Raw genomic sequence first — 24,075 nt, forward strand, 5'->3', positions numbered from 1 at the left:
CTCTGGAGGATTAGGATGCGTAGTCTGGTTTTGTTGCTGGCGTCGTTGACGCTGAGTGGTTGCATGACCGTCAGCGATATGGCCGAAGGCACCCGCTATCAGATGAGCGATGCCGGGTTGCTGGACCACAGCGACACCCGTCGTACCGCCTCGATTCGCGTACAGCCGGACTCCTTTATCTTCATCGCCCAAGGCGCCTTCGTGCCACCGGGCAGTGCCTATCCACGCCCGAACGTGGTGGCTGAAGAAGCCTTTAACGGCTTCGTCGAATATTTCCCCATGGTACGCCGCGCCCGTCAGCCGCAAAGCCTGGAGCAGGCGATGTCCGAGGCCCGCGCAGCCGGCGCTCACTACCTGCTGTACTGCCGCTTCGCCAAGGCCGATGACCGTATCGGCAATGCGGATGAATGGGCCGATCAGGAGGCGCTGGACCGGCTCGGCCTGGACAACGGCGTTATCCAGATCATGTTGATCGAGACCAGCACCCAGTATTTAATTGATACCGCACGTATTCGCAGTCGTGGCGGTTTACTGACGTTCCACGACAACAAGCCAGAAGACCTGATTGCGCGTCCCCTGGCCCAATACGCCCGAGGCTTGCTGGGCATGAGTAATCAGTAAAGAACGGAGAAGCCCATGACCGATTCCGCCAAGGCCAACGACCTGCTGGCCCAACTGCCCAAAGGCAAGGGACCGGCACCGGTGCACCTGTGGAACCCGGATTTCTGCGGCGACATCGACATGCGCATTGCCCGAGACGGCACCTGGTTCTACCAAGGCACGCCGATCGGGCGCAAGCCGATGGTCAAGCTGTTCTCCAACATCATCCGCCGCGATGGCAATGATTATTTCCTGATCACACCGGTGGAAAAGGTCGGCATTCGCGTCGATGACGCGCCGTTCGTGGCGGTCACCCTGGAGGCCGTAGGGCAGGGCGAAAGCCAGGTGCTGCGCTTTACCACCAATGTCGACGAACAGGTCGACGCCGACATCGAACACCCGTTACGGGTGGTGATCGATCCAGTCACCCAGGAACCTTCGCCGTACCTTCGGGTACGCACCAACCTTGAGGCCCTGGTACATCGCAACGTGTTCTATCAATTGGTGGAACTGGCGGTGAGCCGACCGATCAACGGTCAGAACTGGCTGGGCGTTTGGAGCGCCGGAGAGTTTTTCCGTATCGGCCTGGAGCCCTGAGGTCGGTTTTTTCATTTCCCTGAAATATTCGCTTGCTGGCAATGGATGCTTTCGGTTATCAATTTGTACATGATTAGACATGTGCGATTTGATAAGAAAAAACGCGTCGTCGACGAACTCATCCGCCGTATCGAGGGTGGGGTAATGGCCGATGGCTTCCTGCTGCCGGGCGAGCACCAGTTGGCGCAAGAGTTCGAGGTCAGCCGTGGCACCCTGCGTGAAGCCCTGGCTGAACTCAAGCGACGCCACTACATCGCGACCCAAAGCGGCGTCGGCTCCATCGTCACCTTTGACGGCATGGTGCTCGACCAGCGCAGCGGCTGGGCCCAGGCGCTGGCCGACACGGGCGCGCGGGTGAACACCGATGTCCTGCGCCTGGAGGCGGTCACTCGACCGGACCTGTTCAGTCGTTTCGGCAGCGACCAATTCATCGCCCTCGATCGCCATCGCCGCAACGCCGACGGCACCGCAGTGTCCCTGGAACGCTCGCTGATGCCGGCCTCCGGCGGCCTGGAGAGCTTGCCGAACGTAGGCCTGATCGATAACTCGCTGACCATCACCCTGGCGGCCTACGGTTACATAGGCGCCGAAGGCGACCAATGGATCGGCGCCGAGCCCCTCAGCGATGAAGACGCCGAGCTGCTGGGTCGTCCGGCGGGCACGGTGTTTCTCAAGGCATCGCGCACCACCTACGACCGGCGCGAGCGTTTCATGGAATACGTCGAAAGCTTGCTCGACCCTCTGCATTTTCGCCTGCACCTTCAATTTGGACATTCGAAATGACTTCCCACGATCGCGCCCTCGGCGCCTTCTACGGCCTGGCCCTGGGCGATGCCCTGGGCATGCCCACCCAATCCTTGAGCCGCGAGCAGGTGCGGGCACGTTTCGGTGCCATCACTGGCCTGGAAGCCGCCGACGCCGACCAGCCCATTGCGCCGAATATGCCCGCCGGCTCCATCACCGATGACACCGAGCAGGCGATCCTGGTGGGCGAGTTGCTGGTCGAAGGCCGGGGCAAGATCGACCCCGCGGTGCTGGCCCAGCGCCTTATCGACTGGGAAGCAGTGATGCGCGCCAGGGGCTCGCAGGATTTGCTCGGCCCTTCCACCAAGCGTGCGATCGACATGATCCTTGCTGGCCATACGCCGGAAGAGTCCGGCCGCTATGGCACCACCAATGGCGCAGCGATGCGTATCACGCCGGTGGGGATCGCGGCCGATGTCAGCGACCCGGTGCGGTTTATTCAGGCGGTAATCCAGGCCTGTCAGGTCACCCATAACACCTCGCTGGGCATCTCCAGCGCGGCGGCGGTGGCGGCGGTAGTGTCGGCCGGCATTAACGGCGTCGACCTGGGCGAAGCGCTGAACATCGGTACCCAGCTTGCCCAACAGGCGGAAGGCTATGGCCATTGGATAGCTGGCGGGCGAATTTCCACGCGTATCAGTTGGGCACGGACCTTGAGCGTCGGCAGCGGTGACAAAGCCCTGTTCGTGGACCTGCTGTACGAATTGATCGGCACCTCCGTGGCTTCTCAGGAATCGGTGGTGGTGTCGTTCGCCCTGGCCCAGCAAGTAGCGGTGGGCGAGATGGATGCGTTTGAAGCGTTGTGCGTGGCCGCCAGCCTGGGCGGTGACACCGACACCATTGCTGCCATTCTCGGCGCGATGCTGGGGGCGTGTCTGGGCATGCAGTGCTGGCCGCAGGGGATGATCGAGCAGGTCAAGCAGGTCAATGGTTTGGATCTTGCGCCGCTGGTTCAGCGCCTGCTCACACTTCGATAAGCGCCACAGCTCTGACCGAGTTGAGTCAGGAAGTATTTGCCACAACCACAACAATACAGGCACCAGGAGCACTCCCACATGAGCAGCACCTCTTCCGGCCAAAGCGCCGGGCAATTGGAAACACGCGGCATTGAACCGGTTCCGGAAGGCGAGTGCAACGGCCATCCACTGCAACTGTTCTGGGTGTGGTTCGCCGCTAATATCAGCATCCTCGGCTTGCCGCTCGGGGCGACACTGGTCGCGTTTCGCGGGCTGGCGATCTGGCAGGCGGTCATCGTGGCGATTCTTGGCGCCGCCGGCTCCTTTGCGGTGGTGGGCATCATCTCCATCGCGGGTCGTCGCGGCCGCGCGCCGAGCCTGACGCTGTCGCGCGCGATCTTCGGCGTGCGCGGCAATATCGGCCCCACGCTGGTGTCGTTGATGTCGCGCCTGGGGTGGGAAACCGTCAACACCACCACGGCGGCCTTTGTGCTGCTGTCGCTGTGTTCGATCCTGTTCGGTACGGCGATCGAGGCCAAAAGCGCACCGGGGCTCACGCTGCTGTTCATCGCCATTTTCGTGTTGCTGACCCTGGCCGTTTCGGGCCTGGGCCATGCCACCCTGCTGGTGATCCAGAAGTGGGCGACCTACGTGTTTGGCGCGTTGAACATTCTGGTAGGGGGCTTTCTCTGCGCCACCATCGACTGGAGCGCCGTGTTCAACGCCACGCCGGCACCGCTGAGTGCGATGATCATCGGCGTTGGCACCATGGCCGCCGGCACCGGTATCGGCTGGGCCAATGCCGGTGCCGACATGTCGCGCTACCAGCACCGCAGTGTCAAGGCGGCGCGCCTGGTGGCGTCCGCTGCGTTTGGCGCGGGCATTCCGCTGGTGTTGCTGATCACCCTCGGCGGCCTGCTGTCGGTGGGCAATAACGACCTGGCCTCGGCCACCGACCCGATCATCGCGATCCGCGACATGCTGCCGACCTGGATGGCGGTGCCGTACCTGATCACCGCCTTTGGCGGGTTGCTGTTGTCCAACAACCTGTCGGTGTATTCGGCCGGCCTCACCACCTTGACCCTCGGCTTGAAGGTCAAGCGCGTGCATGCGGTGATCGTCGACATCGTGGCGATCTTCGCCGGCTCGATTTACTTCATGCTGATCGCCGACAGTTTTTACGGCCCGTTCATCACCTTCATCTCGTTGCTGGCGGTACCGATCACGGCGTGGGTCGGCATCTTTGTGGTCGACCTGATGCATCGTCACTACTACAGCCCCAAGGACTTGCTGGACGTAAGCCCGAGCAGCGCCTATTGGTATCGCGGTGGCGTGGAGTGGCGTGCATTCGGCGCCTGGGCGCTGGCGATCGTGCTGGGGTTCAGCTTCACCACCATCGGCACCACCGCCGAGAACATCTGGTTCGCCGGGCCGTTGTCCGACTCCTGGCTGGGCCACAATGGCCTGGGCTGGATTGTCACGTTCCTGGTGGCCGGCGGGATTTATGCAGTGTTGGGCGGCGCTTCGGACCGTCGCCCGGCCGTGGTTGAGCGCGCTAATGTCTAGATTGCTGCACACCGGCCAGGTCATCGTCGATCTGGTCATGGCCCTCGATACCTTGCCCGCGACGGGCGGCGACGTGCTGGCGCGATCGGCCAACTTCGAAACCGGCGGTGGCTTCAATGTGATGGCGGCCGCGCGACGCAATGGCCTGCCGGTGGTTTATCTGGGCCGTCACGGCAACGGCCGCTTCGGCGACCTGGCGCGTGCGGCGATTCAGGCGGAGAGCATTGAAATGGCGCTGGCGGCGAGCGATGGCAAGGACACCGGTTTGTGTGTGTCCCTGACCGAAGCCAGCACCGAGCGCACCTTCATCTCCCACATCGGCGCCGAGGGTGAGTTGAGTGCCGAGGACTTGGCCACCGTGTCGCCACAAGTTGACGATTATGTGTATGTCAGCGGCTACAGCTTGCTGCTGGAGGGCAAGGCGCAGCCCCTGATCGATTGGCTGCTGGCGCTGCCGCGGGAGATCGTGGTGGTGTTCGACCCCGGCCCGCTGGTGAAGGCGCCGGACTCGGCCTTGATGCGCGCGTTACTGCCACGTATCGACATCTGGACCAGCAATGGCCCCGAAGCCCTGGCATTTACTGGCGCTGGGGATATCGCCAGCGCGCTGCCCGAACTGGGCCGACATCTTGCCGCCGAGACCTTGCTGGTGGTTCGCGATGGGCCCAATGGCTGCTGGGTAGGGCGTGCGGGTGCGGTTGAGCATGTGCCCGGCTTCAAGGTGCAGGCGGTGGACAGCAATGGTGCGGGGGATGCGCATGCGGGCGTGTTTGTGGCGGGCTTGGCCAGTGGCTTGAGTCCTACCGCTGCTGCACGGCGCGCAAATGCGGCGGCGGCCTTGGCGGTGACACGCTGGGGGCCTGCGACTTCGCCGGGCGCCGCTGAAGTCGATGCATTAATCACTGGCTAAACCGAGATCAAAATGTGGGAGCGGGCTTGCTCGCGAAAGCGGTGTATCAGTGCAAGATTTGTTGCCTGACACTCCGCTTTCGCGAGCAAGCCCGCTCCCACATTGGATTGGTGGTTACCCGGCTTTTTTCAGTGCTTCGATGAGCTCGTCCTTGCGCATCGTCGAGCGCCCCGGAATATCCTTCGCCCTCGCTTCCTTAAGCAGACTCTCCTTGGTCTGGGTGCCCAGCGAAGCACGGCTGCTGCGTGGTTTTCCCTCACGGCTGGCGGCGGCGCGCTTGGCCGATTCATGCCTGTCCGTGGCTTTGCTGGCGGGAGCCTTGCGCTGGCCCGAGCCACCGGCCTTTTCGCCTCCGCCGGACTGCTTGTTCACGGTGGCCCAGGCACGCGCCTCGGCCTCTTCGCTGGGCACACCTTTATGCTCATAGCTGTCTTCGATATGAGCGGCCTTGCGTTTCTGCTCGGCGGTGTATTTGGCTTTGCTTCCACGAGGCATCGCGATACTCCTTCCGGCCCCGGACAACGGGGCCAGACCTGACAAATGAATTAATGAGCGCTTTCGCCCTCTAGCTTGCGCGCCTCATCCACTCCGGACGCGGTCAGCTTGATGGGCAAGTTCAACGAGTATTCACCGGCATCGTCAGTGGCCACATTCCCGTCCCTGATCAGCCCGCGGTCCTGCAGGAACGCCAAGACACTGGCGACCTCTTTTTCACCGCGGTAGTTGTCCAGCACCTCCTTGCCCAGGCCTTGCGGATGAGCGTGCAGCAGGCGGGTGAGGACTTCTTTTTCAAGGTTTCTATCGACGTTCATGCGTACCTCTTCATTAGTAAATGATCGGGCGTTCGTCTTGCGTTGGAGGGTTCAAGGCGCAGGTTGTTTTGGCGCGCCCGGGACGTTGGAGTCGTCACCTTTGTTGATGCCAGGCTGGTTGACGCCTGGGCCCATCTTGCCGTTGCCGACAGCGGAGGGTGCCTGGCGCTGGGTGTCATTGCCCTTGGTACGTGGGTCGGCACCGTTATCGATAATAGCACCACCATTGGTGTCGAGACCGGTGCCCATCGAATCCTGAGATTCCTGCGTGGCAGGGCTCGGAGGGGTACCGACTGGGTCGGTTGGGCCCGTGGTCGAGCTGGCAGCAAAGGCGCTCAGCGACGCGGCAGACAACAGACCCGTGAGGGCGAGGGCGGCAAACTTGGAATTTTTCATGAGGGTGTCTCCATATGATTAATGTCCTTACCCTCTATTGGTCAGCCTCGATTTACCGTTTGTGCCTGGGTGGCGACGAACGGTCCTATGGCAGCTGTAAGATTTTATGTGTCGATGCCCGACGCCAGATCAGCCGTGCGACGGTGATCAACCAGTTGAACACTGCCACTGCCACCAGGCTCAGCAGCAGTGACGGCAGGCCATAAGCGACGATGATGTGTCCCGCCAGCAGCGGGAACCCGAACACGCCGACGAAATACGCCAAGCTGAACAGCAGCAACGCCTGGGACGTAGTGCCGGCCGGTGCTTCATTGGCCACCAGCCCGTTGATCACCGAGTACGTCAGGCCGTAGCCCACGCCCAGGGTGATCGCCGCGAGCAGATAACTGAAGGTTCCCGACACCGTGAAGGCAAACATCAGCACCGAGACCAGCATCAGCCCCGACAACACACACGCCGTCATATAGGCATCTCGCTTGACCACAAACCCGGCAATCAATAAACGACTGCTGATCGCCGCGCTCAGGAAGCCCAGGAAGAACAACGAATAGTCCAACGACTGCGCCGCCGCGTAGCTGGTCTGGAACGATGACAGTCCACCGAATACACAGCCGCCCAGGCCCACCATCAAGACCGCGAACGCGGCTTTGGAAGACAGTACCTGGCGGGTAGCCGCCCAGGAGATCTTCGCCACCGGTGCATTGCCTTGCTGCTTGAGACGGGGGCCCAGGCGCCAGAACATCACCACTGCGACCAGGCTCGCAACGGCGGCGATGTGGAAGGCGGTCGTCAGCGGCAAGCCCAACGCGCTTGCCGCCCGCCCCAGCAGTGGGCCGGCACCGATGCCGCTCATCATGCTGCCTGACAGCAGCGCAAAGTACTTGGCGCGGTGCCGCGGCTCCACTAATAGGGTCACGATGATCGGCCCCAAGGTGTAGAACACGCCCCAACCCAAGCCCAGGGCCAGGCCAAACACCATCAGCCCCTGGCCGAACCCAGGTGTCAGCGCAAAGCCCAGGCACGCCACCACCAACAGCAGGCCCATGCCGGCAATCGCCCGCGCCGCGCCCAGCGCATCGGATAAATGGCCGGAGACGACCACGGCCACAAAGGTGCTCAGCATCGCCGTGGAAATCACACTGCCCGCATCGTGCTCATTGCCACCGCGTGTATGAATCAATAGCGACAGTAGAAAGGTCGAGCCGTAAGACAGCGACAGCAGAAAACTGGCAAGGCAAAACAGGGCGAACAGGTGTGTGCTCACCGGGGATTTTGAATGCATGGGGCGGCCTGGAAGTCGTTGATCTGATGCCTGGCTTTTTAGCATGCGCGCTGCTGCGGATTGTTGCGTGGTTGGTGGTGCCAGCGTTACCCACTGACGGAGTGACGCGCCTGGGCATGATGAAATTGCGCTGCAATCAGTCACAAAAGCGCCTTAATATGTGTGCTTTGACATTGCCCAAGGTTCGCCCATGACCATCGAGATTCGCCCTGCCGTGCCCAGCGATGCTGCGCAGATCCTGACGTTCATCACTGAACTGGCCGAGTACGAGAAGGCGCGGCATGAAGTGATCGCCAGCGTGGTGGATATCGAGCGCAGCCTGTTCGGCGAAGGCGCTACCGCCCATGGCCTGATCTGTTCGCGGGACGGTGTGCCGATTGGGTTCGCGGTATTCTTTTTCAGTTATTCCACATGGTTGGGCAGCAACTGCCTATACCTGGAAGACCTCTACATCAACCCGGAGCAACGCGGTGGCGGGGCAGGGAAAAAGCTGCTGCGGCACCTGGCGAAGATCGCCTTCGATAACGGTTGCGGGCGTTTTGAGTGGAGCGTGCTCGACTGGAACGAGCCGGCGATTGCCTTCTACAAATCCATCGGCGCCCAGCCGCAGGAGGAGTGGGTGCGTTATCGCATGGAAGGCGATGCGCTGCGGGATTTTGCCCTCGGCTGAAGCACATTCCTGAAACCAGTGAAAATCTCCTGTGGGAGCGGGCTTGCTCGCGAATACGGTGTGTCAGCCACACATCGGTCGACTGATACGCCGCCTTCGCGAGCAAGCCCGCTCCCACAAGGGATATGCGTTGCCTTGAAGAATTTATGCTCACAATATGGGATGCAAATTTATATATTGAGATATTTCAAATGATGGGTTTATAGTCGCCTGCATCAGCACTCACTGCCAAAAATAAAACAGGTGAAGCGATGCAGGCACAACCGTTGTCACTCCCCGCCGTGCCCGAGCCCACTTACGGTGAACGGCTTAAAGGCAAGGTCGTGATCATCACCGGCGCCGCCCAGGGCATTGGCGAGGCTATCGTCGCGTGTTTCCAGGCCCAGCAGGCGCGATTGATCATTGCCGATATCCAGGCCGAGAAGGTTGAGCGCGTCGCCGCCCATTGGCGCGAACGCGGTGCCGATATCTACGCGCAGTCCGTCGATATCACGTCCAAAGAGCAATGGCAGGCGCTGGTCAACCTCGCGATAGAGCGCTTTGGCCGTGTAGATGTGCTGGTCAACTGCGCCGGCGTCAACGTGTTCCGCGACCCGCTGCAAATGAGCGATGAAGACTGGCGCCGCTGCTTCGCCATCGACCTCGACGGTGCCTGGTTCGGCTGCCGCGCGGTGTTGCCGCACATGATCGAGCAGGGCATCGGCAACATCATCAACATCGCTTCCACCCATTCCAGCCACATCATCCCCGGCTGTTTTCCTTATCCGGTGGCCAAGCACGGTTTGCTCGGCCTCACCCGTGCCCTCGGCATCGAGTACGCGCCCAAAGGCATCCGCGTGAATGCCATTGCGCCGGGCTATATCGAAACCCAGCTCAACGTCGACTACTGGAACGGTTTCCCCGACCCTCAGGCCGAGCGCCAGCGCGCGTTCGACCTGCACCCGCCCAAGCGCATCGGCCAGCCGATCGAGGTGGCGATGACTGCACTGTTCCTGGCGACCGACGAGGCGCCCTTTATCAATGCCACCTGCCTGATGATCGATGGCGGGCGGTCTGTGATGTACCACGACTAAAACCTGCAGCTCTGAATAACAACAAGAGGTAGCTCATGTTCAAGAAGACTCTAGGCGCAGTGGCGCTGGCGATGGCATTCAGCGGTGTGGCACTTGCTGAAGAAGTGAAGATCGGTTTTCTGGTCAAGCAGGCCGAAGAACCCTGGTTCCAGACCGAATGGGCCTTCGCCGAAAAAGCCGGCAAGGAACACGGCTTCACCGTGATCAAGATCGCCGTGCCGGATGGCGAAAAAACCCTTTCGGCCATCGACAGCCTGGCCGCCAACGGCGCCAAGGGCTTCGTGATCTGCCCGCCGGACGTGTCCCTCGGCCCGGCCATCGTTGCCAAGGCGAAGGTCAACGGCTTGAAAGTCATGGCGGTGGATGACCGCTTCGTCGACGCCAAGGGCAACTTCATGGAAGACGTGCCGTACCTGGGCATGGCCGCGTTTGAAGTGGGCCAGAAGCAGGGCGCCGCCATGGCCGCCGAAGCGAAGAAACGCGGTTGGGATTGGAAGGACACCTACGCGGTGATCAATACCTTCAACGAACTCGACACCGGCAAGAAGCGCACCGACGGCTCGATCAAATCCCTGGAAGAAGCCGGCATTCCCAAGGACCACATCCTTACCGCCGCGCTCAAGACCCTTGATGTGCCCGGCAGCATGGACGCCACCAACTCGGCCCTGGTCAAACTGCCCAGCGGCGCGAAAAACCTGATCATCGGCGGCATGAACGACAACACCGTGCTTGGCGGCGTGCGCGCCACCGAAAGCGCCGGCTTCAAGGCCGCCAACGTGATCGGCATCGGCATCAATGGCACCGACGCCATCGGCGAACTGAAGAAAGCCGACAGCGGCTTCTTCGGCTCGATGCTGCCCAGCCCGCACATCGAGGGCTACAACACGGCGCTGGCGATGTACGAGTGGGTCACCACCGGCAAGGAACCCGCCAAGTACACCGCCATGGACGAAGTGACCCTGATCACCCGCGCCAACTTCCAGGAAGAGCTGACCAAAATCGGGTTGTGGAAATGACCGGCGCGGCCTTGCGTTTCAACGGCATCGGCAAGGAGTTTCCCGGTGTGAAAGCCCTGGCGCAGATCAGCTTTGAAGCACGGCCGCGTGAGGTGCACGCGTTGATGGGCGAGAACGGCGCGGGCAAGTCGACCCTGCTGAAGATCCTCGGCGGGGCCTACATCCCGAGCAGTGGCTCGCTGCAGATCGGCGAGCAGACTATGGCGTTCAAGTGCGCTGCTGACAGCATCGCCAGCGGCGTCGCGGTGATCCACCAGGAGCTGCACTTGGTACCGGAGATGACCGTGGCCGAGAACCTGTTCCTCGGGCATTTGCCGTCGCGCTTCGGCGTGGTCAACCGCAGCCAGTTGCGCAAGCAGGCACTGGTGTGCCTTAAGGGCCTGGCGGATGAAATCGATCCCGAGGAAAAGCTTGGCCGGCTGTCCCTCGGCCAGCGTCAACTGGTGGAAATCGCCAAGGCGCTGTCTCGGGGCGCCCATGTGATCGCCTTCGACGAACCCACCAGCAGCCTGTCGGCGCGCGAGATCGACCGCTTGATGGCGATCATCACGCGCCTGCGCGACGAGGGCAAAGTGGTGCTCTACGTGTCGCACCGCATGGAAGAGGTGTTCCGCATCTGCAACGCCGTCACGGTGTTCAAGGACGGGCGCTATGTGCGCACGTTCGAAGACATGAGCGCGCTGACCCATGACCAGTTGGTGACGTGCATGGTGGGTCGCGATATTCAGGATATCTACGACTACCGGCCGCGTGAGCAGGGCGCGGTCGCGCTTAAAGTCCAGGGGCTGCTCGGCCCGGGACTGCGTGAGCCGGTCAGTTTCCAGGTCCATAAAGGTGAGATTCTCGGCTTGTTCGGTCTGGTGGGCGCGGGGCGCACCGAGCTGTTTCGGCTGCTGAGCGGATTGGCGCGCATTACGGCAGGACAGCTTGAGCTGTGCGGCGAAAGCCTGCAGCTGCGCTCACCCCGCGACGCCATCGCCGCCGGCGTGCTGCTGTGCCCGGAAGACCGCAAGAAGGAGGGCATCATCCCGCTGTCCAGTGTGGCCGAGAACATCAATATCAGCGCACGCGGTGCGCATTCCGCGTTCGGTTGGTTGCTGCGCGACGGCTGGGAAAAGCGCAACGCCGACCAGCAAATCAGCGCCATGAAAGTCAAGACGCCGAATGCCGAACAGAAAATCATGTACCTCTCGGGCGGCAATCAGCAGAAGGCCATTCTCGGTCGCTGGCTGTCGATGCCGATGAAAGTGTTGCTGCTGGATGAGCCGACTCGTGGCATCGATATCGGCGCCAAGTCGGAGATCTACCAGATCATCCATAACCTGGCGGCCAGCGGTATTGCGGTGATCGTGGTGTCCAGCGACCTGATGGAAGTCATGGGCATTTCCGACCGTATCCTGGTGATGAGCGAGGGCGCCCTGACCGGCGAAGTGACGCGCGACCAGGCGGATGAAGCACAGCTGTTGCAACTGGCTCTCCCGCGTTCGCGGGCTTGAAGAATTCGAGGTGAATGATGTCTGAGGTAAAAACTGCAAAGGGCTTGCGGCCGGCGTTCAACCAGCGCAAGTTCCTCGATGATTGGGTGATGCTGTTGGCTGCCCTGGGGATTTTCGCGCTCAGTGCGCTGTTTATCGACAACTTCCTCTCACCGCTGAACATGCGCGGGCTGGGCCTGGCGATTTCCACCGTGGGCATTGCCGCGTGCACCATGTTGTTCTGCCTGGCGTCGGGGCACTTCGACCTGTCGGTCGGTTCAGTGATTGCCTGTGCCGGCGTGGTGGCTGGCATTGTGATTCGCGACACCGACAGCGTGGTTTTCGGCGTTTCGGCCGCGTTGGCCATGGGCCTGGTGGTGGGGCTGATCAACGGCATCGTGATCGCCAAGCTGCGCATCAACGCGTTGATTACTACGTTGGCGACCATGCAGATCGTGCGCGGCCTGGCCTACATCTTTTCCAACGGCAAGGCGGTGGGGGTGATGAACGAGGACTTCTTCGTATTCGGTAATGGCCAACTGTTGGGCGTGCCGGTGCCGATCATCATCACCGTGCTGTGCTTTGTGTTTTTCGGCTGGTTGCTCAACTACACCACGTACGGGCGCAACACCATGGCCATTGGCGGCAACCAGGAAGCGGCGTTGCTGGCCGGGGTAAACGTTGACCGCACCAAGATCATCATCTTTGCCGTGCACGGCTTGATCGGCGCCCTGGCCGGGGTGATCCTCGCCTCGCGCATGACCTCGGGCCAGCCGATGATTGGCCAGGGCTTCGAGCTGACGGTCATCTCGGCCTGCGTGCTGGGTGGGGTGTCGTTGAGTGGCGGCATCGGCATGATCCGTCATGTGATTGCCGGGGTGTTGATCCTGGCGATCATCGAGAATGCGATGAACCTGAAGAACATCGATACCTTTTACCAGTATGTGATCCGGGGTTCGATCCTGTTGCTGGCGGTGATCATTGACCGCATGAAGCAACGCTGAGTCCTGTCATGTGAAGACCAGCAAGTGTGTGTGCTGGCTTTTTTGTGGGAGCTGGCTTCCGCAGTTGGATCTCCTCAGTATTCAGGTTGACCTTTTGCCATAATGGCGCCGTTTTCGTACTTCCCCAATAGGCCCGATATGCAGGAAACCCCCCACACCCCCGCCAAAGACGCTGCCCCCACCGGCACCCAGACCCTGCTGCGTGGCCTGGGCGTGGTGCAGGCGGTGGCGGCCGGCGCGCGGGATCTCAAGGAGATCGCCAAGCGCATCGGCACCACCCGCAGCACCACCCACCGCCTGGCCAGTTGCCTGGTGGAGGAGCGTTACCTGCGCGTGGTGCCGCAGGTCGGTTACCTGTTGGGGCCCAAGTTGATCGAGCTGGGTTTCCAGGCGCGCGAAGAACTGCCGTTGGTGACCCTGGCCATCCCGTATCTGGACGAACTGTCGGCGCTGACCGGCGACACCATCCACCTGGCCATCCGCGAATACGATGACGTGCTTTACCTGCACAAGAACCCTGGCCGCTACGGCCCGGAAATGCGTTCGCGGGTCGGTCATCGCATGCCGTTGGCACGCACCGGGGTTGGCAAAGCGATGTTGCTGGACGATTCGGCCGAGGAATGGCGGCGCCTCTACGAAACCAGCTTGCCGGAGGGTGGCAAAAACCTGCAGTGGCCGCAGCACCCGGAGCAATCCTGGGCACAATTCGAGCAGCGCATGCGTGAATACGTGGGGGGTGGTTACGCGTTCGACCTGGAAGACAACGAACCGTCGATCCGTTGCGTGGCGGCACCGGTGCGCGATGCCAGCCGGCGTATTGTCGCCGGCATCAGCATCGCCAGTACCGTGCCCTACATGCCGCTGGAAAAAATGGCCGAGCTGATCCCTGTGATCAAACAGGTCGCAGCACGGCTCTCGGCGGAGTTGGGCGCGAAGGCCTGATCAGGCCTTCAGGGTCGCCATGTCGATGACGAAGCGGTACTTCACATCACCGGCGATCATGCGAGCGTAGGCCTCATTGATCTGGCGGATGTCGAGCATTTCAATATCGCAGGTGATGCCATGCTCGGCGCAGAAATCCAGGACTTCCTGGGTTTCGGCAATGCCGCCGATCAGCGAGCCGGCCAGGACTTTACGGCCCAGCACCAGCTTGGCGGCGTTGACGGGCGGGTCCACCGGCTCGATCAGCCCGACCAGGATATGCACGCCGTCAAAGCGCAGTACATCGAGGTAGGGGTTCAGGTCGTGCTGCACCGGGATGGTGTCCAGTAGGAAGTCGAAGTGCCCGGCGGCGGCTTTCATCTGTTCGGCGTCGGTGGACACGATCACATGGTCGGCACCCTGGCGACGGCCTTCCTCGGCCTTGCTCGCCGAGCGCGTGAACAGGGTCACTTCGGCGCCCATGGCCTTGGCGAACTTGATGCCCATGTGGCCCAGGCCGCCCATGCCCAGAACCCCGACCTTATCGCCGGCCTTCACGCCGTAATGCTTGAGCGGCGAGTAGGTGGTGATGCCTGCGCACAGGATCGGCGCGGCGCTGGCCAGCTCGAGCGCGGCCGGAATCTTCACCACGAAATGTTCACTGACCACGATGCTGTCGGAATAACCTCCCATGGTGTTGCTGCCGTCGACCCGGTCCGGGGTGGCATAGGTCATGGTCGGCCCTTCGAGGCAGTATTGCTCCAGGTCCGATTTGCACGCGTCGCAATGACGGCACGAATCGACCATGCAGCCGACGCCCACCAGATCGCCGACCTTGTGTGCGGTAACGTTGGCGCCGACGGCAGTGACCTTGCCGACAATCTCGTGGCCCGGCATCAGCGGGTACACGGCGATGCCCCATTCGTTGCGCGCCTGGTGGATATCGGAGTGGCACACGCCGCAGTAGAGGATCTCGATCGCCACGTCATCGACGCGCGGGCTGCGGCGCTGGAACGACATGGGGGCGAGGGGGGTGGTGGCCGACTGGGCGGCGTAACCGATGGCGGTGTACATGGAAAAACCTCGCAAAAGCAGTGAACAGTGAGGTGGGCCATTTTCCGTGCCGCCTCCGGGTGGGGCCATGGTGATTGCTCCGAGTCTCATGCCTATTCGTCCGGGAGCGCCCCGTGTTTGGATTTTTGTGCCTCCGGACCTGCGATGATGCTCTCATCCCTTTTCAGCGAAGTTTTTTGCCATGATGTTGACCCGCCATCTCGACGCCAACGCCACGCTGGTTGCCTTGATAGAAGGGCTTACGCCCCGCGACGGTTTTTCGCCCACCCACCTGCCCGGTGTGCAAGTGCTGCGCGCCAGTTGCGACGTGGCGCGTGGGCCGCAGATCTACGAGCCCAGCCTGATGTTCGTGGCCCAGGGCAGCAAAGTCGCCTACCTGGGCCCGCGTACGCTGGAGTATGGCGCCGGGCATTACCTGATCCAGGCAATGCCGGTGCCGTTCGAGTGCGAGACCTTTGCCATGGCGCCCGATGCCCCGCTGCTGGGCGTGACGGTGGGGATTGATCGCGTGGTGCTGGGCGAGTTGGTGATGGCCATGGGCATCCAGGCCGGGCCACCGCCGACGGCGCAGACCCTGGCGTCGATGAGTTCGGTGGTGCTCGATGATGCCATGCGTGGTTGTGTCGAGCGGCTGTTGCAGTGCCTGCACGATCCGCTGGAAAGCCGGATCCTGGGCCCGGCGCGGGTACGCGAATTGCTCTTCACTGCGTTGCGCGGGCCGCAAGCCGACGTGCTGCGCGCACTGGTGGAGCAACAGGGGCAGTTTTCGCGGATTGCCACCTCGTTGAATCACCTGCATGCCCATTACGCCGAGCCGCTGAATATCGAGACATTGGCCGGTTATGCGCACATGAGTGCGTCGACGTTTCATGAGCATTTCAAGCGTTGCACGCTGTTATCGCCAGTTCAATACCTCAAGCGCCTGCGCCTGCTCAAGGCCCAGCAGTTGCTGCTGGTGGAAGGCATGGGCGTGGCGCAGGCGGCGCACAGTGTGGGGTATCAGAGTACGTCGCAGTTCAGCCGTGAATACAAGCGCTACTTCGAGCGCAACCCTGGTGAAGAGCGGGCTGCCTGATCGTTCCCACGCTCTGCGTGGGAATGCAGCCCTGGACGCTCCGCGTCCGCTTTTAAAACCGTGACGCGGAGCGTCACAAGAGGCGTTCCCACGCAGAGCGTGGGAACGATCGGACGATCGGTGGCGGGGGTTACATATTCGGATAAGTCGGGCCACCCGCGCCTTCCGGCGTGACCCAGGTAATGTTCTGCGAAGGGTCCTTGATGTCACAAGTCTTGCAGTGCACGCAGTTCTGGGCGTTGATCTGGAAGCGCTTCTCGCCGTCTTCCTTGGTCACCACTTCATACACGCCGGCCGGGCAGTAGCGTTGCGCCGGTTCATCGTAGAGCGGCAGGTTGGTGCCGATCGGGATGCTCGGGTCCTTGAGTTTCAAGTGGCACGGTTGCTCTTCTTCGTGGTTGGTACCGGAGATGAACACCGAGCTCAGCTTGTCGAAGCTCAGCTTGCCGTCGGGTTTGGGGTAGTCGATCTTCTTGCTGTCCTTGGCCAGCTTGAGGCAGGCGTAGTCCGGCTTGGTGTCGTGCAGGGTGAACGGCATCTTGCCGCCGAGGATGTTCTGGTCGAACCAGTTGAAGCCGGCGCCAAGGATCGGACCGAACTTGTGCATCGCCGCGCCGAAGTTACGGCTGGCGAACAGCTCTTCGTAAAGCCAGCTGGCTTTGAAGCCCTCAACGTAGTTGGTCAACTCGTCGCCACCTTCGGACTGCGCCAACAGGCGCTCGGCCACGGCGTCGGCCGCGAGCATGCCGGACTTCATCGCGGTATGGCTGCCCTTGATCTTGGCCACGTTCATGGTGCCCAGGTCGCAGCCGATCAACGCGCCGCCTTTGAACACCATCTTCGGCAGCGAATTGATGCCGCCCTTGGCCAAGGCGCGGGCACCGTAGCTGATGCGCTTGCCGCCTTCCAGGTATTGGGCCAGCACCGGGTGATGCTTGAGGCGCTGGAACTCGTCGAACGGCGACAGGAAGGTGTTGGCGTAGGACAGGTCGACGATCAGGCCCACGACCACCTGGTTGTTTTCCAGGTGATAAAGGAACGAGCCACCGGTGTTCTCGTTGCCCATGATATCCAGCGGCCAGCCGGCGGTGTGCACAACTAGGCCTGGTTGATGCTTGGCGGGGTCGATTTCCCAGATTTCCTTGAGGCCGATGCCGTAATGCTGGGTGTCGGCGTCGCTGTCCAGGTTGAAGCGCTTGATCAGTTGCTTGCCGATATGGCCACGGCAACCTTCGGCAAACAGCGTGTATTTGCCGCGCAGTTCCATGCCAGGGGTGTAGACGCCTTCTTTGGGCTTGCCTTCACGGTCGACGCCGAGGTCGCCGGTGATGATTCCGCGCACCACACCGTTCTCGTCGAACAGCGCTTCCTGGGCGGCGAAGCCTGGGTAGACTTCCACACCCAGGTTCTCGGCCTGCTGGGCCAGCCAGCGGCACAGGTTCCCCAGGGAGATAATGTAGTTGCCTTCGTTGTGCATGGTCTTGGGCACAAAGAAGTCAGGCACCTTGGTGGACGCATCGCTGCTGCGCAGTACATAGATGTCATCGCGCACCACGGGGGTGTTGAGCGGGGCGCCGAGGGCTTTCCAGTCCGGGAACAGTTCGTTCAAGGCGCGTGGTTCGAACACGGCACCGGAGAGGATATGCGCGCCGACTTCGGAGCCTTTCTCGACCACGCAGACGCTGATTTCCTTACCAGCTTCGGCGGCCTTCTGCTTCAGCCGGCAGGCGGCGGACAGGCCAGCCGGGCCAGCGCCGACGATGACCACGTCGAATTCCATGTATTCGCGTTCCACAGGCTATCTCCTACTCAAGGCTCAACAGGCTTTTTCTAATGGGTGGAGGTTCGGTGTCGGGTCCATCATCACTGTGCCAAATAGCAGGGGATGACTCACCTTTCTCTCTAGGTGGCGCATTATATCTACACCACTGCCAGCGTCCAATACAAACGTTTGTTTGAATTGCCCGCAGGCTAGGTAAATCAAAGTGGTGCGGCTTATGACTGGCTATTTTGCCGTATTGACCAGAATAGGCGTTCCGGTCAATATACGGTCGGTTTTGCGCTTACCGTAGGCAGACTGCAGGTTTCAAGAGCACGTCCAAAAGCAAGGCGGGTGCTGCGCGCGCTGGCAATGGCGCGCAGTTTACACGCTGCGATAACGAATGACCTCTCGGTCACTACTGACGAACGGTCATCTGCCCTGCGCTGTGTCACTCGCCGAGGTTTTTGGAGGTGCCCTTGTGTGCCGATGAGCATCAACCGCCAGGTTCGCCTAGGCGACTTTCTTTTCACCGGAGAGTAACGAGGAATCCATGAAGGTTCTTGTAGCTGTCAAACGCGTTGTCGATTACAACGTGAAAGTTCGCGTCAAGGCGGACAATTCCGGCGTCGATCTCGCTAACGTCAAGATGTCGATGAACCCTTTCTGCGAAATCGCCGTGGAAGAAGCCGTACGCCTGAAAGAGAAAGGCGTGGCGACTGAAATCGTCGTGGTGTCCATCGGCCCGACCACTGCTCAAGAGCAGCTGCGTACCGCCCTGGCATTGGGCGCCGACCGCGCCATCCTGGTTGAATCCGCTGAAGACCTGACCTCCCTGGCCGTGGCCAAGTTGCTCAAGGCGGTTGTCGACAAGGAACAGCCGCAGCTGGTGATCCTTGGCAAACAGGCCATCGACAGCGACAACAACCAGACCGGCCAGATGCTGGCTGCACTGACCGGTTACGGCCAGGGCACCTTCGCTTCCAAGGTGGAAGTGAGCGGCGACACGGTTGCGGTCACTCGCGAAATCGACGGCGGCGCACAGACCGTTTCGTTGAAACTGCCGGCCATCGTCACCACGGACCTGCGTTTGAACGAGCCGCGCTACGCGTCCCTGCCAAACATTATGAAAGCCAAGAAGAAGCCGCTTGAGTCGCTGACTCCAGAAGCTTTGGGCGTTTCCACCGCCTCCACCAACAAGACCGTCAAGGTTGAAGCGCCGGCTGCTCGCAGCGCAGGCATCAAGGTCAAGTCGGTGGCTGAACTGGTCGAGAAACTGAAAAACGAAGCGAAGGTGATCTGATCATGGCTATCCTCGTAATCGCTGAACACGACAACAAGGTGCTGGCTCCGGCCACGCTGAACACCGTGGCTGCCGCTGCAAAAATCGGCGGCGACATTCACGTGCTGGTTGCAGGTCAGGGCGCTGGCCCGGTGGCTGAAGCCGCCGCGAAAATCGCCGGTGTCAGCAAAGTCCTGAACGCTGACAATGCCGCTTACGCGCATCAGTTGCCGGAAAACGTTGCACCGCTGGTAGCCGAGCTGGGCAAGGGCTACAGCCACATCCTGGCGGCCGCCACCTCCAACGGCAAAAACATCCTGCCACGCGTCGCCGCGCAGTTGGACGTTGACCAGATCTCCGAGATCATCTCGGTGGAAAGTGCCGACACCTTCAAGCGCCCGATCTATGCCGGTAATGCCATCGCTACCGTACAGTCCAATGCTTCGGTCAAGGTCATCACCGTGCGCGCCACCGGTTTCGACCCGGTTGCCGCCGAAGGTGGCTCGGCTACCGTTGAAGCCGTCGCTGCCGCCCACGACGCTGGCACCTCCAGCTTTGTTGGCGAGGAGCTGGCTAAGTCGGACCGTCCTGAGCTGACCGCTGCCAAGATCGTCGTTTCGGGCGGCCGTGGCATGCAGAACGGTGACAACTTCAAGCACCTGTACGCCCTGGCCGACAAGCTGGGCGCGGCGGTCGGCGCTTCCCGCGCGGCGGTCGACGCAGGCTTCGTCCCCAACGACATGCAGGTCGGCCAGACCGGCAAGATCGTCGCGCCACAGCTCTACATTGCGGTCGGTATCTCCGGCGCGATCCAGCATTTGGCCGGCATGAAAGACTCCAAGGTGATCGTTGCGATCAACAAGGACGAAGAAGCACCGATCTTCCAGGTGGCGGATTACGGCCTGGTGGCGGACTTGTTCGAAGCCGTACCCGAGTTGGAGAAGCTGGTCTAATCCAGTCGCTTCACTTATAAAGAGCCCGGTCCTTGTGACCGGGTTTTTTTTTGGATTTTTGTTGGAGCACCTTGCTATGGAATTGCGTCCCTTGACCTTGCTGCTGGGCCTGACGCTGCTGCCGGCGCTGTCGCTGGCGGCCGGTAAATGCGAGCGCCTGGTGATCACTGGCAGCCCGGACGCACCGCCCTTGCTCTGGCGCGACCCGCAAGACCCCACGCACTTGATCGGCGCCACCGCCGATGTGTTACAGCAGGTGGCCAAGGATCTGGGGTTGAAAATCGACCTGCTCTACGGCGGCAAGCGCTCCCTGGCCTTGGAAGAAGTGCGCACTGGGCGCATGGATATCCTCGCCGATGCACCGCTGACCGTCGGCGAGCTGGAAACCCTCGACTACATCCACCCGGCGCTGGTGCAAACCGATTATCTCGTCTGGACGCGCAAGGATTCGACGCTGGTCTACGCCACGGCTGCCGATCTGCATGGCCTTAAGGGCGCGCTGTCGGAGCGCGCGCGCCTGACCCGCGAATTTGAAGCCTTCGCCGGCCAGCAACTGACGTTGCAGCGCTTTCCCAGCTTGACCCCGGCGTTTCAGAAACTATTGCTGGGGGAGGTGGACTATGTGTTGGCCGGGCGGTATTCCGGCATGGCCATGGCACAGACCTTGGGCATGAGCAATGACCTGATCGCCCGCGACGTGCCCATCGATCAGCCGGGCCTGTACCTGGCGATTTCCCACAACTCGGCCTGCAATGATCCGTGGTTGCGCGGACAGCTCGCTAAAAAGATGACAGAATTGCAGACGTCCGGTGTGGCGCAAACCGCGCTGCAGCGCAATCTGGAGCGCTGGAAAGCACAATTGCAGCAGCCCGTCGGCACCCAAACAAAGTAGGAATTTTCAGTGACTCTTCGACCTCTTTTCGCGGCCCTCGCCGTTGTCGCTCTGGCGGGATGTGCAGCCGATCCTGCGCCGAATGAACAAATGCGCCTCACCCAGCAAGCCTTGGAACAAGCCGGCGCGGTGGGTGCCAGCAAGGACGATTCACCTGAACTGAAACTGGCCGCGGACAAATTCGCCCAGGCCCAGGCCGACATGGCCGACCAGTCCTACAAGGACGCGCGCATGCAGGCCGAACAAGCCGAGCTGGATGCGCGCCTGGCCGAAGCCCAAGTGCTGACCCGCAAGAGCCAGGAACAACTCAACGTGCTCAACACTCGCATCACGCGCCTGCGCAAGCAATTGCAGTTGGGGGAAGCACAATGAGCCCGATGATCCGTGGTTTGGGTTGTGTCGTGCTGCTGGGCAGTGCGGTGCTGGGCGGTTGCGCCAGCCATCCCAGTGGCGAGCAGGCCCTGCAGCAGGCGGGCAGCGACTTCCAGAAGGTCAAGGAAGACGCCAACGTGTTGCGCATTGCCCCCAAGGATGTGATCCGCGCCGGTGAGTCCCTGGCCCGCGCTGACCGCTTGTCCAGCTACTGGGGCAGCGGCGCGGACGTGGTGCATTACGCCTACCTGAGCCAGCGCTACAGTGCCATCGCCCGTGAACACACCGAGCAGGCGCTCAACGAAGAGCGCGGCGCCAAGCTCGAACTGGAACGCCAGCGCCTGCAACTGGCCCTGCGTGAAAGCAAGCTGATCAGTGTGCAGCAGCAGGGCAAGTGGCTCGAGGAGCAGATCGCCAGCCTGACCACAACCCAGACCGATCGCGGCCTGGTGATGACCCTGGGCGACGTGCTGTTCGATACGGGCGAAGCGGAGCTGAAAAACTCGGCCAACCGCACCGTGCTGAAAATCGTACAGTTCCTGCAGCTCAACCCCAAGCGCGTGGTGCGCATCGAGGGGTATGCCGACAATACTGGCGGTGAGCGCGAAAACCTCAAACTGTCCCGTGACCGCGCGCAGTCGGTGGCGGATGTGCTGGAGGACCTGGGGATCGACGAAAAACGCATTCAGGTCGAAGGTTATGGCGACCAGTACCCGGTAGATGCCAACGCGTCTGAACGAGGCAGGGCACAGAACCGTCGCGTGGAAATTGTGTTCTCTGACGAAAAAGGCCAACTGGGCGCCGCTCGCTAAGAACCCGCTGGAGATCAAACTGTGGGAGCGGGCTTGCTCGCGAAAGCGGTGTGTCAGTCAAGGATACTCCAACTGAACCACCGCTTTCGCGAGCAAGCCCGCTCCCACATTGATTATGCATACACCCAAAACTATCAATAAGCCATTCTTTGCAGCGTTACAGTTTTTACTGTCACTCCCGCCCGCGCTCGACTATTGTGGCAACTGTTCCCGTACACTTCTAAACTGTGCTGGTATGTTTCACACAAAAATAAAATACCCGTGGAATCGAGTGCTGCGTCATGACCAATCTGTTGCTTTACCAACGTATCGCCCAGCAACTGGCTGAAGATATCCGACGCGGTGTCTATCAACCGGGCGAGCGCGTGCCTTCGGTGCGCAAGATGAGCTCCCAGTTGAACGTGAGCCACGCGACGGTGTTGCAGGCCTACGCCAACCTCGAAGACCAGGGGCTGATCCGGGCGCGGCCGCAGTCCGGCTATTACGTGCACCAGACGCCCGCGCTCACCGCGCCGACCCCGGACATCGCACGGGTCGAGCGCCCCGGGTTGGTCACTCGCAGCAGCATCATCCAGCAGGTTTTGGGCGAATCGCGCCGCGAAGGTGTATTCCCGTTGGGCGCCGCCGTGCCCAGCGTGGACTACTTGCCGGTGCGTGCGCTGCACCAGCAATTGGCCAAGGTCACGCGTTTCCAGAGCCCACGGGCGTTCAGCTACATGTTCAGCCCCGGTTTTGAACCGCTGCGCCGCCAGGTGGCGATCCGCATGCGCGATGCGGGCGTGGTGGTGGACCCCTCCGAAGTAGTGATCACCCACGGTTGTGTCGATGCATTGCAGATGTCGCTGCGGGTGTTGACGCGGCCCGGCGACCTGATTGCCGCAGAGTCGCCAACCTATTACGGCCTGCTGCAGTTGGCCGACCTGCTGGGCCTGAAGGTCATCGAGATTCCCAGCGACCCGTCCACCGGCATGAGCCTGGAAGCCCTGCAACTGGCGGCCAACCAATGGTCGATCAAGGCGCTGGTGCTGACCACGCGCCTGAGCAATCCGCTCGGTGGCACCATGCCCGAGGAGCGGCAGAAACAGTTGCTGCGCCTGGCCTCGGATTTCGATATCCAGGTTGTCGAGGACGATATCTACGGCGAGTTGATGTTCGAACTCGGCCGTACCAAGGCCCTGAAAGCCTATGACCGTCTGGACCGGGTCATCTATTGCTCAAGCTTTTCCAAGACATTGTCCCCAGGCGTGCGCATCGGCTGGATGATCGCCGGCAAGTACCAGCAGGAGATCCAGCGCCTGCAGATGTTCAGCACCCATTCGGCGTGCAGCGTCACCCAGATGGGCGTCGCGGCTTACCTGGAAAACGGCGGCTACGACCGGCACTTGCGCTATATCCGCCAGGAATACCGCAAGAACCTCAGCGCTTTCCAGCTGGCGGTGCAGCAATATTTCCCGGAAGGCACGCAGATGACCCGTCCGACCGGCGGCTTTATCCTGTGGGTCAGTTTGCCCGGACGGGTCAATACCCAGGAACTGCACGTACGCGCACTGCAACAGGGCATCAGCATAGCGCCGGGGTTGATCTTCAGTAACACCGAGCAGTTCAACCACTGCATTCGCCTCAACTGCGGCACACCGTGGAATCGCGAGGCTGAGCGCGCGCTGATGACCCTGGGGATGCTGGCCAGCCAGCTCTGCCAGGAAACGGCGGCGGCTGCGCTTGAGGGGTAATTCGGGGGCGCCGAAGAGAAAATTCCTATAGCACGCTGATCACT

At 61.5% G+C, this 24,075-nt stretch carries 25 protein-coding genes; 19 read left to right on the forward strand and 6 right to left on the reverse strand.

All coding sequences use genetic code 11. The features are described from left to right. Positions 1 to 15: 15 nt before the first annotated feature. The 6 genes from ACLH0H_RS16020 to ACLH0H_RS16045 all read left to right on the forward strand — a co-directional run bounded on the left by ACLH0H_RS16020 (position 16) and on the right by ACLH0H_RS16045 (position 5,433). Entirely contained in the window at positions 16 to 621 is a 606-nt protein-coding gene (locus tag ACLH0H_RS16020; protein ID WP_076949573.1) for a DUF4823 domain-containing protein, read from the forward strand. Between the two features lie 15 nt (positions 622 to 636). Next, entirely contained in the window at positions 637 to 1,197 is a 561-nt protein-coding gene (locus ACLH0H_RS16025; protein WP_411378743.1) for a DUF1285 domain-containing protein, read from the forward strand. 69 nt (positions 1,198 to 1,266) lie between these two features. Next, on the forward strand, positions 1,267 to 1,980 hold the full coding sequence (locus ACLH0H_RS16030; protein WP_411378744.1) for a GntR family transcriptional regulator: 714 nt from the start codon (positions 1,267 to 1,269) through the stop codon (positions 1,978 to 1,980). After that, positions 1,977 to 2,978 carry an ADP-ribosylglycohydrolase family protein gene (locus ACLH0H_RS16035; RefSeq protein ID WP_411378745.1) on the forward strand — a complete coding sequence of 334 codons (1,002 nt, stop codon included), beginning with the start codon at positions 1,977 to 1,979 and terminating at the stop codon, positions 2,976 to 2,978. Before ACLH0H_RS16030 ends, ACLH0H_RS16035 begins: the two co-directional genes overlap by 4 nt. A 78-nt stretch (positions 2,979 to 3,056) precedes the next feature. Beyond that, the gene (locus ACLH0H_RS16040; RefSeq protein WP_411378746.1) at positions 3,057 to 4,523 is read left to right on the forward strand and encodes a purine-cytosine permease family protein; all 1,467 of its coding nucleotides are present in this window, start codon (positions 3,057 to 3,059) and stop codon (positions 4,521 to 4,523) included. After that, positions 4,516 to 5,433 (forward strand): PfkB family carbohydrate kinase, encoded by a 918-nt coding sequence (locus ACLH0H_RS16045; RefSeq protein WP_411378747.1) that lies wholly within the window; start codon positions 4,516 to 4,518, stop codon positions 5,431 to 5,433. Before ACLH0H_RS16040 ends, ACLH0H_RS16045 begins: the two co-directional genes overlap by 8 nt. A gap of 114 nt (positions 5,434 to 5,547) precedes the next feature. Here the strand turns inward: ACLH0H_RS16045 and ACLH0H_RS16050 are convergent, their stop codons facing one another. The 4 genes from ACLH0H_RS16050 to ACLH0H_RS16065 form a co-directional block, all read right to left on the reverse strand. Beyond that, positions 5,548 to 5,928 carry a Rho termination factor N-terminal domain-containing protein gene (locus ACLH0H_RS16050; RefSeq protein ID WP_411378748.1) on the reverse strand — a complete coding sequence of 127 codons (381 nt, stop codon included), beginning with the start codon at positions 5,926 to 5,928 and terminating at the stop codon, positions 5,548 to 5,550. Between the two features lie 50 nt (positions 5,929 to 5,978). Beyond that, the gene (locus ACLH0H_RS16055; RefSeq protein WP_186693390.1) at positions 5,979 to 6,245 is read right to left on the reverse strand and encodes a hypothetical protein; all 267 of its coding nucleotides are present in this window, start codon (positions 6,243 to 6,245) and stop codon (positions 5,979 to 5,981) included. 51 nt (positions 6,246 to 6,296) lie between these two features. Beyond that, positions 6,297 to 6,641, reverse strand: coding sequence for a hypothetical protein (locus tag ACLH0H_RS16060; RefSeq protein WP_411378749.1), 345 nt, complete (start codon positions 6,639 to 6,641; stop codon positions 6,297 to 6,299). Positions 6,642 to 6,726: 85 nt separating this feature from the next. Next, positions 6,727 to 7,923, reverse strand: a complete 1,197-nt coding sequence (locus ACLH0H_RS16065; RefSeq protein WP_411378750.1) for an MFS transporter — start codon at positions 7,921 to 7,923, stop codon at positions 6,727 to 6,729. Positions 7,924 to 8,113: 190 nt separating this feature from the next. Between ACLH0H_RS16065 and ACLH0H_RS16070 the strand changes: the two genes are divergently transcribed. The 6 genes from ACLH0H_RS16070 (at position 8,114) to ACLH0H_RS16095 (ending at position 14,103) form a co-directional block, all read left to right on the forward strand. Next, positions 8,114 to 8,593, forward strand: a complete 480-nt coding sequence (locus tag ACLH0H_RS16070; RefSeq protein ID WP_076949985.1) for a GNAT family N-acetyltransferase — start codon at positions 8,114 to 8,116, stop codon at positions 8,591 to 8,593. A 251-nt stretch (positions 8,594 to 8,844) separates the two neighbouring features. Continuing rightward, positions 8,845 to 9,666, forward strand: a complete 822-nt coding sequence (locus tag ACLH0H_RS16075; RefSeq protein ID WP_411378751.1) for an SDR family oxidoreductase — start codon at positions 8,845 to 8,847, stop codon at positions 9,664 to 9,666. A gap of 35 nt (positions 9,667 to 9,701) precedes the next feature. Further along, positions 9,702 to 10,682 carry a substrate-binding domain-containing protein gene (locus ACLH0H_RS16080; RefSeq protein ID WP_186693382.1) on the forward strand — a complete coding sequence of 327 codons (981 nt, stop codon included), beginning with the start codon at positions 9,702 to 9,704 and terminating at the stop codon, positions 10,680 to 10,682. Next, on the forward strand, positions 10,679 to 12,178 hold the full coding sequence (gene araG, locus ACLH0H_RS16085; protein ID WP_411378752.1) for an L-arabinose ABC transporter ATP-binding protein AraG: 1,500 nt from the start codon (positions 10,679 to 10,681) through the stop codon (positions 12,176 to 12,178). The genes ACLH0H_RS16080 and araG overlap by 4 nt, the downstream gene beginning before the upstream one ends. A 17-nt stretch (positions 12,179 to 12,195) precedes the next feature. Further along, positions 12,196 to 13,161, forward strand: coding sequence for an L-arabinose ABC transporter permease AraH (gene araH / locus ACLH0H_RS16090; protein ID WP_411378753.1), 966 nt, complete (start codon positions 12,196 to 12,198; stop codon positions 13,159 to 13,161). A 138-nt stretch (positions 13,162 to 13,299) separates the two neighbouring features. Beyond that, a complete protein-coding gene (locus ACLH0H_RS16095) occupies positions 13,300 to 14,103 on the forward strand; it encodes an IclR family transcriptional regulator (RefSeq protein WP_411378754.1) in 804 nt (267 codons plus the stop codon). Here the strand turns inward: ACLH0H_RS16095 and ACLH0H_RS16100 are convergent, their stop codons facing one another. After that, positions 14,104 to 15,156 (reverse strand): NAD(P)-dependent alcohol dehydrogenase, encoded by a 1,053-nt coding sequence (locus ACLH0H_RS16100; protein ID WP_411378755.1) that lies wholly within the window; start codon positions 15,154 to 15,156, stop codon positions 14,104 to 14,106. A 181-nt stretch (positions 15,157 to 15,337) separates the two neighbouring features. Here ACLH0H_RS16100 and ACLH0H_RS16105 point away from each other — a divergent pair, with 181 nt between their 5' ends. After that, complete coding sequence (locus ACLH0H_RS16105) at positions 15,338 to 16,231, forward strand: AraC family transcriptional regulator N-terminal domain-containing protein (protein WP_411378756.1); 894 nt, start codon at positions 15,338 to 15,340, stop codon at positions 16,229 to 16,231. A gap of 130 nt (positions 16,232 to 16,361) precedes the next feature. On the opposite strand, the gene ACLH0H_RS16110 is transcribed toward ACLH0H_RS16105, so the two are convergent. After that, positions 16,362 to 18,026, reverse strand: a complete 1,665-nt coding sequence (locus ACLH0H_RS16110; protein WP_411378757.1) for an electron transfer flavoprotein-ubiquinone oxidoreductase — start codon at positions 18,024 to 18,026, stop codon at positions 16,362 to 16,364. Positions 18,027 to 18,543: 517 nt separating this feature from the next. Here ACLH0H_RS16110 and ACLH0H_RS16115 point away from each other — a divergent pair. The 6 genes from ACLH0H_RS16115 to ACLH0H_RS16140 all read left to right on the forward strand — a co-directional run bounded on the left by ACLH0H_RS16115 (position 18,544) and on the right by ACLH0H_RS16140 (position 24,031). Beyond that, positions 18,544 to 19,293 (forward strand): electron transfer flavoprotein subunit beta/FixA family protein, encoded by a 750-nt coding sequence (locus ACLH0H_RS16115; protein ID WP_076949555.1) that lies wholly within the window; start codon positions 18,544 to 18,546, stop codon positions 19,291 to 19,293. 2 nt (positions 19,294 to 19,295) lie between these two features. Then, positions 19,296 to 20,225 (forward strand): electron transfer flavoprotein subunit alpha/FixB family protein, encoded by a 930-nt coding sequence (locus tag ACLH0H_RS16120; protein WP_411378758.1) that lies wholly within the window; start codon positions 19,296 to 19,298, stop codon positions 20,223 to 20,225. Between the two features lie 76 nt (positions 20,226 to 20,301). Continuing rightward, positions 20,302 to 21,117, forward strand: coding sequence for a substrate-binding periplasmic protein (locus tag ACLH0H_RS16125; RefSeq protein ID WP_411378759.1), 816 nt, complete (start codon positions 20,302 to 20,304; stop codon positions 21,115 to 21,117). A 9-nt stretch (positions 21,118 to 21,126) separates the two neighbouring features. Further along, the gene (locus ACLH0H_RS16130) at positions 21,127 to 21,489 is read left to right on the forward strand and encodes a DUF4398 domain-containing protein (protein WP_076949552.1); all 363 of its coding nucleotides are present in this window, start codon (positions 21,127 to 21,129) and stop codon (positions 21,487 to 21,489) included. Next, entirely contained in the window at positions 21,486 to 22,301 is an 816-nt protein-coding gene (locus tag ACLH0H_RS16135) for an OmpA family protein (RefSeq protein WP_411378760.1), read from the forward strand. The genes ACLH0H_RS16130 and ACLH0H_RS16135 overlap by 4 nt, the downstream gene beginning before the upstream one ends. Before the next feature lie 281 nt (positions 22,302 to 22,582). Continuing rightward, on the forward strand, positions 22,583 to 24,031 hold the full coding sequence (locus ACLH0H_RS16140; RefSeq protein ID WP_411378761.1) for a PLP-dependent aminotransferase family protein: 1,449 nt from the start codon (positions 22,583 to 22,585) through the stop codon (positions 24,029 to 24,031). Positions 24,032 to 24,075 lie beyond the last annotated feature (44 nt).

It is taken from the genome of Pseudomonas sp. MPB26 (assembly GCF_046605355.1).
GTDB classification, from domain to species: Bacteria; Pseudomonadota; Gammaproteobacteria; order Pseudomonadales; family Pseudomonadaceae; genus Aquipseudomonas; species Aquipseudomonas cedrina.